The organism is Phocaeicola sp. RTP21359st1_B8_RTP21360_211022, from assembly GCF_040911965.1.
GTDB classification, from domain to species: Bacteria; Bacteroidota; Bacteroidia; order Bacteroidales; family Bacteroidaceae; genus Phocaeicola; species Phocaeicola vulgatus.
The window spans coordinates 1-15268 of record NZ_JBDFXP010000039.1 but is presented as its reverse complement, the minus strand read 5'-3'; the positions used below and the strand labels follow the sequence as shown (position 1 = coordinate 15268).

Below are 15268 nucleotides of genomic sequence, written 5' to 3'. Positions count from 1 at the left end.
ACAAGGTTTTGAGCCGGATTACAATGGAATTTAATTCTCCTTATATAAATAGGTAATTAATAGATTTCTATTTCGTCCAAAGCTATTGTGCTGGGTACCTCGCTTTTATCATGCGGGCTATAGCAATCAATTCCATTGCGTATTTTACCTCCGCTTGTAAATTCTATTTTTACCTTCACCGCCTCTTGTGCCGGAAATTCTATTTCTTCATCAAAACCTCTGAACGTATTTTCTTTGATATCGTAAGTGAATTCTTTTTCGGCTACTTTCTCGAATTTGTTGTCTAAAGAGGAAACATAGACTACAGCTTTGCTCACCGGCAATATTCCACCTGCTGCATTATACAATGTACCGAATCTGATTTTACGGATAGTGGCTTTCTCAAAGTCTACTATAAAAGTAACTTTGTCATTATTGTCTGGGCTGATACCTACCCACGGGGTGGAGGAGGCATTATTTCCACGTTTTCCATTGGTCAGTCCTAAAGTCACAGTGTCTGCGCCCAATATATCATTTTCTCCTAAAATATCACCTTTCATACCTTTGGGTTCGGGCATGATTTCATATTTTTTCCCACTGATTAAATTCTTGTAAAGCTGTTTATGAGTAACCTTACCGATTTGTTTGCCGTTAACGAAAGCAGCGGCTTTCAAGTCGTATGTGCCGTCCAATGGGAATGGATGATTGTATAAGTTGGCATGTATGGATGGTTGCTCACCATGAGTCGTATAATAGATTTGTGCTCCCGGATAGAATGTTTCCAGCTCTACATTCAGTACACCTTCTTGGGTGGCACGGGTGTTGATATTTACATCAAAGAAGTTGAGGCAAGGTTTTACGCCCATTGCTTCCAGACGTTGGAAGTCTTCAACCATGCGGTTGCAGAATGAAGTAAAATTCTTTTTCTTCATCGGAGTCCAGCCGGTTTCGGATATAGCGATCAGGCGTGGGAAGATTTGATAATCACGGTTATCCTCAGTTGGCATATATTCTGCCCAGCAATTGGCCTGTACACCAATGATGTGCTGTTTTACCAAACTGTCTGCATCAGCCGGTACAGGATTATAGCTGTATGTCTTTTTCAGTGTGTTGTATCCACCGATAGTAACAGGGGCTATTTCCGGTTCTTCCTGGTAATGGTCAAGGTAAGCGTAAGGATTAGGAGTCATAATAGCATCATGTCCGGCTTTGGCTGCGGTCATTCCGCCTTCCACACCACGCCATGACATCACTGTGGCGTTGGGGGCAAGCCCTCCTTCCAGTATTTCATCCCAACCGATGATATTACGTCCTTTGCTGTTCAGGTATTTTTCCACACGGCTTACGATATAACTTTGTAATTTCTCTTCTTTCGTATGCTTTCTTCCGTCTACGGGATTGGGAGTGATGTCATTTTCCAATCCCAGTTCACGTATCAGTTTTTGACAATGTTCACATTGTTCCCAAGCTGTTTTAGGACATTCATCACCACCTATATGTATATAAGAGCTTGGGAATAATTCCACCACTTCGTCCATGACTCCTTCCATAAACTGGAAGAAGGTGTCGGTAGGGCAGAATACTTGGTCAAACACACCCCATAATTTGCAAACTTCGTAGGTGCTGTCCGGAGTACAGGACAATTCAGGGTAGGAAGCGATAGCGGCCAAGGCATGTCCAGGTAACTCTATCTCCGGAATGACAGTGATATATTTGCTTTGAGCGTATGCAACGACTTCTTTTATTTCGTCTTGTGTGTAAAAACCTCCGTGGGGCTTGCCGTCATATTTGAATGGGTAATGGGTATAGAAATAATCCACCATGGTTTCTGAACGTTGAGAGCCGATCTCAGTCAGTTTGGGGTATTTTTTGATTTCAATTCTCCAGCCTTGGTCGTCTGTAAGATGCCAGTGGAAGGTGTTCATTTTATGTGCAGCCAATACATCTATGAATTTTTTGATATAATCTATAGATGCGAAATGGCGGCATACATCCAGCATGGCTCCGCGATAGCGGAATGTCGGGGCGTCTTCTATTTCAACGCAAGGTACACTCCATTCGGCATTACGTGCTCTTTCTTTACAATAGACATCCACCGGCAACAGTTGATACAGGGTTTGTAATCCATAGTAAAAGCCGTTAGGCGCCGATGCGGTAATTTTTATCAGTTGAGGGGTGACCGATAACTTGTAGGCTTCTTTTTCCATCCCCGGAATGCTGTCAAAAACAATGGAGGGTACATTTTCATGTAACTCGTCAGTCGGTTTCAGCTTGAGACCGGCTATATCCAGGAGAGTGGTTGACAGGCCGGAAGCAATGTGTTTCACTTCTTGTGAGGCGTTAACGACGATAGGAACATCACTGTTCAGGTAAAAACGTCCCTGCTGCTCGCTCATGGTAACAGGCAATGGAACTACATTGTACTCATTGATTACTTCTTTCATTTGGCATCCACACATTAATAACCCAACGAAAAATACTGGCAGACTCTTTTTCTTCATAATAAATCTGTGTTAAGTTTTTAAATAAAGGGGGTATAGAAATTCTTTTTGGACAAAAATAGCAATAAAAACGGAATAAACATGTTTTTCAGAGAGATTAATATGTTTACAATATAAAAATATTTTTCACAGATTTGTTTCTTTATTGCTAATAGAATGCTATCTTTGTCCGAGTTAACCAATTTATTAATCTAACGCGCATGACAGCAAATACCCCCAAACGGTTGCTTGCTCTTGACATCTTGAGAGGCATCACTATTGCAGGCATGATTCTTGTAAATAACCCCGGTTCATGGGGGCATGTGTATACTCCGTTGGAGCATGCCGCCTTTAACGGGTTAACCCCTACCGATCTCGTTTTTCCTTTTTTTATGTTCATTATGGGAATATCCACCTATATTTCTTTGCGGAAATATAATTTTACTTATTCTCATGCTACATTACGGAAGATTGTGAAACGTACAGTCGTTATTTTTTGTATCGGTCTGTTTTTGAATCTTCTGGCCAAATCGGTTTTTACACATCATCTGAATTTTGAAGAGTTGCGTTATTTAGGAGTCATGCAACGGCTTGCTATAGGATACGGTGTGACTAGTCTGGTTGCTATAACGGTGAAGCATAAATATTTTCCCGCTATCATTTTGGTGACTTTGGCCGTCTATTTTCTTTTATTGGCTATGGGAGACGGCTTTAACTTGTCGGCCACTAATATAGTGGCCCGTTTTGATGTATGGGCATTGGGTACATCCCACATGTACCATGATGGTGGAATGGCGTTTGATCCGGAAGGACTATTGAGTACGCTTCCTGCGGTGTGCCATGTAATGGTAGGGTTTTATTGTGGAAAGTTATTGTTTTCTGCTAAAGATAATGACGAGAAGATACAACGGTTGTTTTTGGTGGGTACAATTCTCACATTTGCTGGCTTTTTGTTAAGTTACGGCTGCCCTATCAATAAGAAAGTGTGGTCGCCTACTTTTGTCATTACAACCTGCGGATTGGCATCCAGCTTTTTGGCTCTGCTTATCTGGATCATTGATATAAAAGGTTATCAAGGTTGGTGCGTTTTTTTCCGGTCGTTCGGAGTGAACCCTTTGTTTATCTATGTGTTTGCGGAAATAATGGGGATTCTATTGGGCGCTACGGGGGCAAGTGTCTTTATTTATGAAAAGGTACTGGTTCCGGTGTTGGGAAATTATCCCGGTTCATTAGCCTATGCTTTGTTGTATGTATTATTTTGTTGGAGTATTGTTCATATTTTATACAAGAAAGGTATTTATGTCAAGATCTAAAAACGGAAACAGAAAATTAGTTAAATGAAAGAGACGAAGAATGTTTTTATGTCAGAACTGACGGAGGTGTTTAGCAAACGTCAGCAACAGTTTGTTCAGTTTGCTTACTCGTATGTCAGGAACAGGGAAGAGGCTGAGGATATTGTAATGGGGGCTTTTACTAATGTATGGGAGCACCGGAATGAGTTACAGGAGGATACCAATATTTCTGCGTTGCTGTTGACTGCCATAAAAAATCGTTCATTGAATCATTTGCAACACTTGGAGGTACGTATGCGTGCCGAGCAGCATATAGGAGATATGCGGCAGAAAGAACTGGCTTTGCGTATCTCGACTTTGGAGGCTTGTGATCCCGATAAATTGTTTTGTGATGAGATTCAAGCTTTGGTGCAGGAAGCCATTAGTGAATTGCCTCCTACAAGCAGGGAGGTGTTTATTTTGAGCCGGATGAAAAATTTACCGAACAAGGAAATTGCTTTGCGGCTGGATATTTCTGTAAAGACTGTAGAATTTCATATCACCCGGTCGCTGAAACAGTTGCGGGTGCAGCTGAAGGATTATCAGTTTCTTTGGAGTTTTTTATAAAGAGATATTTAGTAAATGTTCCTACAAAATACCATGACATATGAAGGTGATAGAGTATAATCACTTCATATGCTATTTTGTTGTCATTTTTTTTATATTCTCATATACTTTTATTGGGTAAGACATGAAGCTCCGGAAGAAGTCTGCTGACCTCTTCTGATTCTTTCTGTAAACTCATATCATGTTGCTTTCACCGTTCTGTTCCTGATCCTGTAAATCATTAGTATGGCATTTACCGTATGTATTCTGAAGAAAATCCACAGGATTTCCGTCTTCCTGTTCCTTGCCTTTATCCTTGCGAGCGAGTAATGTTGCTTTTGATTACCGAAGCTTCCTTCAAGCTGGGTGACTCTTTTTTTGAGAGTTCACTTCTAAGCGCTTTCCTTAAAGGCTCATCTTTTATCACCCTTCCCTTGCGCACAAAGGATGTGGATATTCCATATTTTGTACAGAACTTTCTGTTGATATTATTGGCATATATGGAATCGGCAGCCACACATCTTACCCTTACATTCATGAGCTTCTGCTGCATACGGATACAGTTCTTCAAGCGTATACCCTCATTGAATGTCTTGAACGAGAGGTGTTCGATGAACGATATGCCATCTATCTGTATATTATTGACCTTTGTATCGAACTTGATGGACTTGGTTTCCTTGCCTCTGACGATGGGGCATACATAATGACGGTCAATGCTGACTGCGGTTACTGACTTTTCGCCCTTCAAACATTTCCTTTTCCTATACAGGAACCTTTCTGATGATGGAAAGACACTTATGGTAATCTTGGGTATATCGGAGTGAGGTTCCATACTCTCTATGAATTTCATCCCTTTGACTGAGGAGTTTTTCAAGGAGCCTGACCATACGACGCTTGAGCATTCTTGTTCTTGAAGTTCTCCTCTTTCTTTTCTTGCAGTAGGACAGATAGGATTCTGCCACATTCCTGTATTTGTTGCGTGGACGCCTTATATCCAGCTCCTTGCAATGCCGGCATATATGCCCGTAGAGCCTTCGATACTTTCTCAAAGGAGCTTCATGTCCGTAGGAAAATGCATGTGGCTTTCATAACATGTAGCATCAGTCATATACACGTGAAGGTTCTCAAGATAAGGTTTCCAGTGTGAGGCAAGCACTTTCTGAAGGGAATCAATGTTAAATGCTATTTCATTACGGATAGCACTGATAATCTTGTAGTTGGTATAGGTCGGGACGGGGCTATCATGATGTCGCAGAACAACTGATAGTGTATGTTTCCGTTAAGATATTCTACTGGCAGTCTGTCAGAGAATCCGGTGTATGCTTTCAGGACCATAAGGGCTATTTTACACAAGGACTGAAACAGTTCCTGTGCCCTAGTTGGTGTTCTGACAAGCCTGTTTCTTTGGCTATGCTCTCAAACGGAAACACAGAGTGAAGTCTGCCAAGCTCACTCTTATAAAAACTCTTACGATAGTTCTTCAGAATATCAAATTTTGTAAAGTCCAAAGTTAGGTGGATCTCCGAAATATTTTGTATCTTTGCCATATCTTAATTTGGATATTTCTCCCGTTTTGGCTGTCAAACCTTATTTGTGGGGGAATACCTAAAGATACAAAAAAGCCAACTAATTTGCAATACATTGTGTATAAATTAATTGGCTAATTTTATAATATTTAATGAATATCCCTAATTATTTGGATAAATATAACCTGAAAGATGATTATCTCGGTGCCAAATAGGATCCATTTCTGGTATATTAGACATTGTGGAAGTACGATATCTTTTAGTTGGGGGAATCCCTTCTAATTTGTAGTATTCATATAATGGACATAGATTATCAGCGGTATAAGGACTTGCATAAACATATCCTATAATACCCTTAGAAATATAAGGGCTGATATCATCTTTTGTTGTAGTATAGTTGAAATATGATGTCCAATAATAATATAATGGAACAGTTCCTTCTAGTTGCTCTTTCAAAACATATCCTTCAATATACTCCAATTTGTTAAGAGCATAATCTGGAATATAGGTAGTTGTAGTGCTAATGTCACTGGGGGCAAAATCCCCACCACTATAAGTATACAGCGGAAGCAATTCTAATGTCTTCAACTGCGCTTGTTCTATATGCCGTTCCACCGCCATTTTTATCTCTTGTTTCTTTATCGGATCCTGAATAAATTCATAGATTGGATAAGTTTCTTCCCAGTTAATCTGTGTTAAATTCACGTTGCCCAATTTCACAGAATTTTCCCATCCTTGTATATCTACTCCAGTAGGCATTCCCTTTTCCAAATCATATTTTAGATTAGTACCATTACCACCATAAAATAAGATATATAATTCTTTAGCTTGGTTTTCAACAGTTAATGATTCATCTATTTGAGTAGAATTTTCAACATTTACGCTAAAGCCTATTTTCTTTAAAGATAATTCAAAACTAGATTCCACAGCTTTTCTTTTAGTGCTAGAATCCATTTGTTTTGCTATTACTGACCTGAATATTAACTTATAACGTCCTCCTATGACAAAATCTGTAAGTACGTGTGTACCATATCTTTCAACAATTCTATCAGCAGATAAATTCTTTAAATCTTCGGTAAATTCATTGGATAGATATTTAGAAATATCACTGACCTCATCATTTATTCGTATATATTTTGTATTCCTAATAGCATCTAAACTAGCGAATGAATACTTAGTGGAGCGAGAATATTCTGATGTAAAAGTGTTAGTAATACTTTGACTAAAACACGCCATTGTATCTTTAGCATTTCCAAATCGTAGATTTATTTTTACTTTAGATTCTTCAGTTATCTTTTTTACATAATCTGTAGAATTATAGCCTGAAACCATCTTGTCATATCCAAATGAAGGAGTACCTGTAATTAAACGTCCCTCATGATCTTGTTTATATTTATTTATGTCCAATACGGGACTTTTCACAGAAAGAGGATGTAAATATTCACCTGTAACATCATATCCCATTCCTAACACGTCATATTCTCCATCACCTGCAAAACGAGGCAATAATTCGGAATTGCAAATTTCAAGCATCTCTTCATCGTTAGAACATGAAATTAGTAAGCTACAAGATAAAAGAAAAAAACACAATAATTTCATAATATAAATCAATTTAAAGTTAATTTTTTTTAGTTATAGTCATACCCAATCAGAATTTATAGTTCAAGCTTATGCCAAACACTTTATTGGTACGACTGTAAACATCTATGTCTGTTATTTTTTTTGAAGCATCTGCAAGTCCACGCGGATTATTCTTGGTATAGTCGCTGTAGTTAGTCCAAAAATAAGCTATATCTAAGCTCAATGCTTGGTTAAAGTTGATACGGGCACCGAAACCTAAAGAGTAAGAGTCACAATAAAAACTAGTATCAGTTTGAAAGTCGTCAGACAATCCATAATCAGTTTTTTGATATCCGCCGCTTATTGTCAATTGTTTCGTTGCATCCCATTCAATTCCAGCAAGATATTCATTAGTTCCTTTTGTCAGATACTTTTGCTTTCTTTCTGCCATATCTGCAGATTTATCATCAAAAAAATGATATTCAACAGAAGTACGCAAAGTAGGGAGGATCTCATAGCCTACAGCTATGGTTAATAAGGATGGAATATCATTGGGAGTGTTTACCCCATCTTGATAAGCTGTTAAATATTTTTTATCAACATTGATTAAGTCAAGTTGTTTGGTCTTATTTTCGATGTTAAGATTAGTCATAAACTCATATTTTGCACCAAAATTCCATTTCCCTAACTTAACGTCTGCGCCAATGATAGGAGTAATTCCCCAACCGCTTTGATCACAATTTAAACGAATATCTGCTAACGTGGGGTCTATAGGTAGAACTGCTGCAGATTTTTCATTCAATTTTGCGTTTAAGAAACCTTCATATCCGCCACTAAAGTAGTTCATGCGTCCTCCTGCAAATACTGAAAGCCAATCATTGATTTTGTAACTCAATCCCAATTGCAAGCCATATATGTATTGTTTTCCATCCATTGCTGTAGTTATATCATACATATTAGGAGTGATTTTACCACCGGAACTTTGACTAATTAATTTCATAGCTAGGGCACTAAACATTGGTAATCCAGCATCGAAAGAGGCTTTACCTCCACCGCCTGTTATAGCAAAATTAGCTGAGATAGTCCAATCTCCTTTTTTGTAAGCTCCGTGAAAACTAGGAATAAATGGAGCAGAAGCAGTTCCTTTATAAAGGCGTGAAGTTCCTTGCCCATCAATAGCTTGGAATAAAGGAGAAGTTGAAGTGATTTCACGTGTTTGGTAAGCACTTTGTCCAGTTAGTGATAAATAGAATCCGTCTTGGGGTAAAAATGCCAGACCCGCAGGGTTTGAATATACACCGTCTATATCGATAGAAGCACCACGGGCAATCATTCTAAGGAAAGAAGCATGTTGATTAGTATTTGTCAAGTAACCTCCTGCGAAAGTTGAATTTGAAACGATTAGCATCGCTGCGCTAATTAATAATAGTTTCTTCATTTATTACTTAATTTTTTTGTTTATGGGCGCAAAGGTAGGATAAAATAACACACGGGCAAACCTTTTGTGCAATTATTTGTGTTGTCTATTGAAAAAATCAACTGTTTCAATAGAAACTATTTACTTGGATGATGAATATCCTTTTTTTTATTTGTGTGATTGATTGGTAGGAACTGTGGAATGAGGGAGCGTGCTGATGCTTTTGTGATATATTTGTTCCGGCACGCCTGTCCGCTAAGTAAATTCCTGGTCTGTTTACGGTTTCTTCACTCCATTCAGAACACCGGATTGAAAAGAATGTAGTATCTTTGCAACTCTTTTACTCAATGCAAAAAAAATATATGTATACCAACAAAGAAATATGGAACGTAAGTTATCCGATTTTTCTCGGATTATTGGCGCAAAACATTATCAATGTGACAGATACTGCTTTCCTGGGCAGGGTAGGAGAAGTCGAGTTGGGAGCTTCCGCCATGGGTGGATTGTTTTATATCTGTGTCTTCACTATTGCTTTCGGTTTTAGTGTCGGTTCACAAATCTTGATTGCTCGTCGTAATGGAGAAGGACGTTACAAAGATGTGGGTCCCGTAATGATACAGGGAGGGACATTCTTGCTGGGATTGGCGGTGCTCATGTTTGGGCTGACACATCTTTTGGCCCCATCCATTGTCCGCTTGCTCATTTCATCTGATTCCATTTTTGATGCTACCATGGAATTTCTCAACTGGCGTATTTGGGGCTTTTTCTTCGCCTTTGTCAACGTGATGTTCCGTGCGCTGTATATTGGCATTACACGTACTAAGGTGCTGACAATGAATGCAGTGGTCATGGCATTGGTGAATGTGCTGTTGGACTATATTTTGATTTTCGGTAAGTTTGGAATGCCGGAGATGGGGATTAAAGGAGCAGCTGTCGCTTCGGTGATGGCTGAAGCCGCTTCATTGGCTTTTTTCTTGATTTATACCTACGCAAAGGTGGATTTTAAGAAATTCGGCTTGAATCACTGGCAGAAGATTGACTTTTCTTTATTGGGAAAAATTCTGAGTATTTCGTGTTTTACCATGATACAATATTTTTTGGCCATGGCTACTTGGTTTGTCTTTTTCATCGCGATAGAACGGTTGGGTCAACGCGAGCTGGCGATTGCCAATATCGTGCGTAGTATCTATATTGTGATGCTCATTCCGGTTCAGGCATTGTCTACTACTACCAATTCATTGGTCAGCAATCTGATTGGTGCGGGGGGGATAACCCATGTCATGCGTTTGATTTGGCGTATAGCCCGGATGTCGTTTCTCATTATGGTGGTCTGTGTGGCGGTGGTGGTGCTTTTTCCTCATGCCATGCTTTCGGTTTACACCAACGAACCGGCGTTGCTGGTAGAGTCTGTGCCTTCGTTGTATGTCATTGCCGGAGCGATGATTATTGCATCAGTGGCGAATATTTATTTCAATGCCATTTCGGGAACTGGAAATACGCAGGCTGCTCTGATACTTGAAATGGGGACTTTGGTATTCTACGCCCTTTACATTCTATGGATAGGCATGGTGGTGAAAGCACCGGTTTCTGTTTGTTTTTCTATAGAGGTGGTGTACTATAGTTTGTTACTGCTTAGCAGCATTATTTATTTGAAAAAAGCAAAATGGCAGAATAAAAAGATATAAGGTTCATAAGTTTTTTGTATTTTTGCACCCTGTTGTTATTCTGAAGGTTAGTAAAGAAGGACAGGCAATCATAATTTGTAATTTATAATTAAATATATATGTTCGATAATTTAAGTGAGAGACTGGAACGGTCTTTTAAGATTCTGAAAGGTGAGGGGAAAATCACCGAGATTAATGTAGCGGAAACATTGAAGGATGTGCGTAAAGCTTTGTTGGATGCTGACGTGAACTATAAGGTCGCCAAAGGCTTTACTGATACTGTGAAAGAAAAAGCTTTGGGGCAGAATGTGCTTACGGCTGTGAAGCCCAGCCAGTTGATGGTAAAGATTGTACATGATGAACTGACTGCATTGATGGGCGGTGAGACTGCCGAATTGGTGTTGGAAGGTCGTCCGGCGGTTATCCTGATGTCAGGTCTGCAAGGTTCCGGTAAGACTACTTTCTCCGGTAAACTGGCCCGTATGCTGAAAACCAAGAAGAACCGTAAGCCGCTGTTGGTGGCTTGTGACGTTTATCGTCCCGCTGCTATCGAACAGTTAAGAGTATTGGGAGAACAAATCGAGGTTCCTGTATATAGTGAATTGGACAGCAAGAATCCGGTGCAGATTGCATTGAACGCTATTCATGAAGCAAAAGCGAAAGGTTATGATTTGGTTATTGTCGATACAGCCGGTCGTCTGGCTATCGACGAACAGATGATGAATGAGATTGAGGCGATTAAGAAAGCGGTCAATCCGGATGAAACATTGTTCGTTGTCGATTCAATGACCGGTCAGGATGCGGTGAATACAGCCCGTGAATTTAATGAACGTCTGGACTTTAACGGTGTTGTGCTGACCAAGTTGGATGGTGATACCCGTGGCGGTGCCGCTCTTTCTATTCGTACCGTTGTGAATAAGCCTATCAAGTTTGTGGGTACCGGCGAAAAGTTGGATGCTATCGACCAGTTCCATCCTGCACGTATGGCAGACCGTATTCTCGGTATGGGTGATATCGTGTCTTTGGTAGAACGTGCGCAGGAGCAATATGACGAGGAAGAGGCAAAGCGCCTTCAGAAAAAGATTGCCAAAAACCAGTTCGACTTCAATGACTTTTTGAGCCAGATTCATCAGATAAAGAAGATGGGTAACCTGAAAGAGTTGGCTTCCATGATTCCGGGTGTGGGTAAAGCGATTAAAGACATTGATATCGATGATAATGCATTCAAGAGCATTGAGGCGATTATTTATTCCATGACTCCGCAGGAACGTACAAATCCCGAAATCCTGAACGGAACACGTCGTACGCGTATAGCCAAAGGCAGTGGAACCAGCATTCAGGAGGTAAACCGTCTGCTGAAGCAGTTTGACCAGACCCGCAAGATGATGAAGATGGTGACCGGCAGCAAGATGGGTAAGATGATGCCGAAACTTAAAAAGTAAGGTTTAAATAAACAGGTAGGGAGAAAGTGCGGAACTTTCTCCTTTTTTTATTATGCAACGTGGCTGATTTATGCTACATTTGTTGCTCAATGGATTATTTATAAATAAATAGTATGCAACTAATTGATGGAAAAGCTATTTCGGAACTGGTGAAGCAGGAGATTGCTGCGGAAGTTGCCGGAATCGTGGCTAAAGGTGGCAAGCGTCCCCATTTAGCTGCAATCCTCGTTGGACACGACGGGGGAAGTGAGACATACGTGGCGGCTAAAGTAAAGGCCTGTGAAGTATGTGGTTTCAAATCCAGTCTGATCCGTTATGAAGCAGATGTGACGGAAGAAGAATTACTGGCAAAGGTCAGAGAACTGAATGAGGATGCTGACGTGGATGGTTTTATCGTACAACTTCCCTTACCGAAGCATATTTCCGAGCAGAAAGTGATTGAAACCATTGACTATCGGAAAGATGTGGATGGTTTTCACCCTATCAATGTAGGTCGTATGTCCATTGGTCTTCCTTGCTATGTATCTGCTACTCCTAATGGTATTCTGGAATTGCTGAAGCGTTACCATATTGAAACACAGGGAAAGAAGTGTGTAGTATTGGGCCGTAGCAATATTGTGGGTAAGCCTATGGCGAGCCTGATGATGCAGAAAGCTTATCCGGGTGATGCCACTGTAACTGTTTGTCACAGCCGCAGCAAGGATTTGGTAAAAGAATGTCAGGAAGCTGACATTATCATTGCTGCACTGGGTCAGCCGAATTTTGTGAAGGCTGAGATGGTGAAAGAAGGTGCGGTGGTTATTGACGTGGGTACTACCCGTGTGCCGGATGCCACAAAGAAATCCGGATTCAAACTGACCGGAGATGTGAAATTTGATGAAGTGGCTCCCAAATGTTCTTATATCACTCCTGTTCCGGGTGGTGTGGGACCTATGACTATTGTATCTTTAATGAAGAATACGTTGCTGGCTGGAAAAAAGGCCATTTACAAATAAGTGCCACACGCTTTGCGAAGCTTGCTGGATAAAAAAGAATGTGTCAAAAGTTTGGTAATGCTTACAAGATAAGCTGACCTGCTTTTGACACACTTGTTTTCATGAACAAAAGTTATGCCTGTTTTTCGGACTTACCTGTAAAATCATAAGGAAGGATTTTCGCTCTTAAAAGATTATTTTGTTCTTCGGAGTAATCATACTTTCGGGAGTGTCCTTGATGTATCGGTCTTTCTCGCTGGGAAGTTCGGGACATTTATGCCCTCATGCCCTCACTGCATGTATAATAGGTTTATTATAAAAGATTTAGATGGTGAGGGCAAAAAATATTGCTCTCACTTATGCTCTTATGCCCTCACTGTATTGTGAAGCTGAATTTTGCATAAAATGCTTGAATACAGTTATATATATACTTTTTATAGGCTATTCCGTTTTGATGTAAAGTAGGCTATTTTTAGGTTTTTTTTGTAAGAAGTGCGCATGGAGGATTTGTACCTTTATGGAATATGGCGGATTCCGGCTGTGGTAAAAAAGATCAGGTCATTTTTAAAAAAGATGACGAGCTTTTTTTAAAAGGCCGCCGTCTTTTTTAAAAACGTCTTGGTCTTTTTTTTAAATGTCCTTGTCTTTTGGACTGGCGGTTGGCATGCTTGCTGACGTGGTTTCTGTTGGGGTCATTGTCATCAATAAGGCATGTGTGTGATATATAAAGATTTGTTGCAAATGCTTGTAGATCCTCTTTCTAATTTTTTATTTGTATTATTCGCTTGAAAAAAACGATGGTACTGCTGTTTCAGAACGGGTGCAGGTTAGTGAAGCCTGTTGGCACAGTTCGGGGTTGCTCCTACGGAATTCAAGCGTATGAAAACTGTAAATTAGTGTAGAACTTTGTTCTTTACGAATTTTTTCCTATCTTGTACCCTTTAATGTTAGAATAGATGAAACAGATCTTCATTCTTTTTTTGCTATGGTTTGGTTTGTCGCTATCGGCGCAAGATCAGATCTCTTTGTTGTTTGTCGGTGATTTGATGCAACATCAGGCTCAAATTGATGCAGCCAGGCAAGGAGACGGGTATAATTATAATGATTGCTTCCGTCATGTGAAGAAAGAAATAAGTGAGGCGGATATGGCTATAGGGAACTTAGAGGTGACATTGGGAGGAAAGCCTTATAGAGGGTATCCGGCGTTCAGTGCTCCGGATGAATATCTTCATGCTATAAAGGAAGCCGGATTTGATGTATTGCTGACCGCTAACAATCATTGTCTGGATAAGGGGAAGTTGGGGTTGGAACGTACTATTCTGATGTTGGATTCTTTGAAAATACATCATGCTGGAACCTATAGGAACCCGGAAGAACGTCATAAGAACTACCCGTTATTGATTGAGAAGAATGGTTTTAGAATTGTATTGTTGAACTATACTTATGGAACGAATGGCTTGAAGACTGATGCTCCGAATGTGGTGAATTATATTAATCGGGAACAAATAAAAAAAGATATTCTTGATGCACGCAGAAAACTTCCTGATGTTATTATAGCCTGTATGCATTGGGGAGTGGAATATTGTTCGTTCCCTGAACGATCGGAGTGTGAATTGGCTAACTGGTTGATTGAACAAGGAGTTGATCATGTAATAGGTTCGCATCCGCATGTACTCCAGCCTATGGAAATTGTAAAAGACCCCCGGACTCCTGCCCGGCATGTCATTGTTTATTCATTAGGTAATTTTATCTCAAATATGTCGAAAGAAAAAACGGATGGAGGAGCTATGGTAAGATTGAAGTTGCAACGGATTTTTCGAATAACCCGTTTAGCGGATTGTGAATATGCATTGGTTTGGACTTCAAGACCTGTTTTAAGTAAAAAAAAGAACTTTGAATTATATCCTGTTACTTTTATTAATAAATCCATTAATAATGAGGAACTTAATGTGATGAAACGTTTCTTGAAAGGAACTGAAAATTTATTAGGAAAATCGAATGGAGGCATAAAAGAGTATTTTTTTGAATAATTTTTCCTCAAAAAGTTTGCAGATATAAAAAAAAGCAGTACCTTTGCATCGCTTTCGAAAGGAAAGCCTAACATGGTGACTATAGTTCAGTCGGTTAGAGCGTCAGATTGTGGTTCTGAATGTCGTGGGTTCGAATCCCACTAGTCACCCCTTCACCTATGAAAGGTTCTGTAAATCTAATGATTTATAGAACCTTTTTCAGTTTTTATGTCTATTAGTGTATTATCATGATGATAAATTTGGGCTCAGCGGAAATTTCTGGTTGTTAAGTTTTAAAATTAGCTACCTTTGCTTACCTTTGTTTTATGAAACCCGAACG

Annotated in this window: 9 protein-coding genes, 1 tRNA gene and 1 pseudogene; 7 read left to right on the top strand and 4 right to left on the bottom strand. The window is 39.8% G+C overall.

The features are described from left to right. Positions 1–56: 56 nt before the first annotated feature. Positions 57–2480 carry a beta-N-acetylhexosaminidase gene (locus AB5062_RS17530; RefSeq protein WP_022508585.1) on the bottom strand — a complete coding sequence of 808 codons (2424 nt, stop codon included), beginning with the start codon at positions 2478–2480 and terminating at the stop codon, positions 57–59. A gap of 200 nt (positions 2481–2680) precedes the next feature. On the opposite strand from AB5062_RS17530, the gene AB5062_RS17525 reads away from it, so the two are divergent. Beyond that, entirely contained in the window at positions 2681–3772 is a 1092-nt protein-coding gene (locus AB5062_RS17525) for an acyltransferase family protein (protein ID WP_008668057.1), read from the top strand. Between the two features lie 24 nt (positions 3773–3796). After that, complete coding sequence (locus AB5062_RS17520) at positions 3797–4357, top strand: RNA polymerase sigma-70 factor (RefSeq protein WP_005839094.1); 561 nt, start codon at positions 3797–3799, stop codon at positions 4355–4357. A gap of 179 nt (positions 4358–4536) precedes the next feature. Here AB5062_RS17520 and AB5062_RS17515 read toward each other — a convergent pair. From AB5062_RS17515 to AB5062_RS17505, 3 genes and pseudogenes are all read right to left on the bottom strand, one after another. Further along, positions 4537–5883: pseudogene (locus tag AB5062_RS17515) on the bottom strand (transposase). A gap of 141 nt (positions 5884–6024) precedes the next feature. Further along, on the bottom strand, positions 6025–7461 hold the full coding sequence (locus AB5062_RS17510; protein ID WP_368326924.1) for an MAC/perforin domain-containing protein: 1437 nt from the start codon (positions 7459–7461) through the stop codon (positions 6025–6027). Between the two features lie 49 nt (positions 7462–7510). Then, complete coding sequence (locus AB5062_RS17505; RefSeq protein WP_368326925.1) at positions 7511–8860, bottom strand: OmpP1/FadL family transporter; 1350 nt, start codon at positions 8858–8860, stop codon at positions 7511–7513. 341 nt (positions 8861–9201) lie between these two features. Here AB5062_RS17505 and AB5062_RS17500 point away from each other — a divergent pair, with 341 nt between their 5' ends. From AB5062_RS17500 to AB5062_RS17480, 5 genes are all read left to right on the top strand, one after another. Then, entirely contained in the window at positions 9202–10524 is a 1323-nt protein-coding gene (locus AB5062_RS17500; RefSeq protein ID WP_005839098.1) for an MATE family efflux transporter, read from the top strand. A gap of 98 nt (positions 10525–10622) precedes the next feature. Then, positions 10623–11945 carry a signal recognition particle protein gene (gene ffh / locus AB5062_RS17495; RefSeq protein ID WP_005839100.1) on the top strand — a complete coding sequence of 441 codons (1323 nt, stop codon included), beginning with the start codon at positions 10623–10625 and terminating at the stop codon, positions 11943–11945. Between the two features lie 113 nt (positions 11946–12058). Next, positions 12059–12940, top strand: coding sequence for a bifunctional methylenetetrahydrofolate dehydrogenase/methenyltetrahydrofolate cyclohydrolase FolD (gene folD, locus AB5062_RS17490; protein ID WP_005848775.1), 882 nt, complete (start codon positions 12059–12061; stop codon positions 12938–12940). Positions 12941–13875: 935 nt separating this feature from the next. Then, positions 13876–14949, top strand: a complete 1074-nt coding sequence (locus AB5062_RS17485) for a CapA family protein (protein WP_011965521.1) — start codon at positions 13876–13878, stop codon at positions 14947–14949. Between the two features lie 75 nt (positions 14950–15024). Beyond that, positions 15025–15098 (top strand) — tRNA-His (locus AB5062_RS17480). Positions 15099–15268 lie beyond the last annotated feature (170 nt).

Excerpts from the sequence above, each read along its gene's own strand:
- AB5062_RS17530 (WP_022508585.1), bottom strand. The coding sequence starts at position 2,480 with ATGAAGAAAAAGAGTCTGCCAGTATTTTTCGTTGGGTTATTAATGTGT.
- AB5062_RS17525 (WP_008668057.1), top strand. The coding sequence starts at position 2,681 with ATGACAGCAAATACCCCCAAACGGTTGCTTGCTCTTGACATCTTGAGA.
- AB5062_RS17520 (WP_005839094.1), top strand. The coding sequence starts at position 3,797 with ATGAAAGAGACGAAGAATGTTTTTATGTCAGAACTGACGGAGGTGTTT.
- AB5062_RS17510 (WP_368326924.1), bottom strand. The coding sequence starts at position 7,461 with ATGAAATTATTGTGTTTTTTTCTTTTATCTTGTAGCTTACTAATTTCA.
- AB5062_RS17505 (WP_368326925.1), bottom strand. The coding sequence starts at position 8,860 with ATGAAGAAACTATTATTAATTAGCGCAGCGATGCTAATCGTTTCAAAT.
- AB5062_RS17500 (WP_005839098.1), top strand. The coding sequence starts at position 9,202 with ATGTATACCAACAAAGAAATATGGAACGTAAGTTATCCGATTTTTCTC.
- ffh (WP_005839100.1), top strand. The coding sequence starts at position 10,623 with ATGTTCGATAATTTAAGTGAGAGACTGGAACGGTCTTTTAAGATTCTG.
- folD (WP_005848775.1), top strand. The coding sequence starts at position 12,059 with ATGCAACTAATTGATGGAAAAGCTATTTCGGAACTGGTGAAGCAGGAG.
- AB5062_RS17485 (WP_011965521.1), top strand. The coding sequence starts at position 13,876 with ATGAAACAGATCTTCATTCTTTTTTTGCTATGGTTTGGTTTGTCGCTA.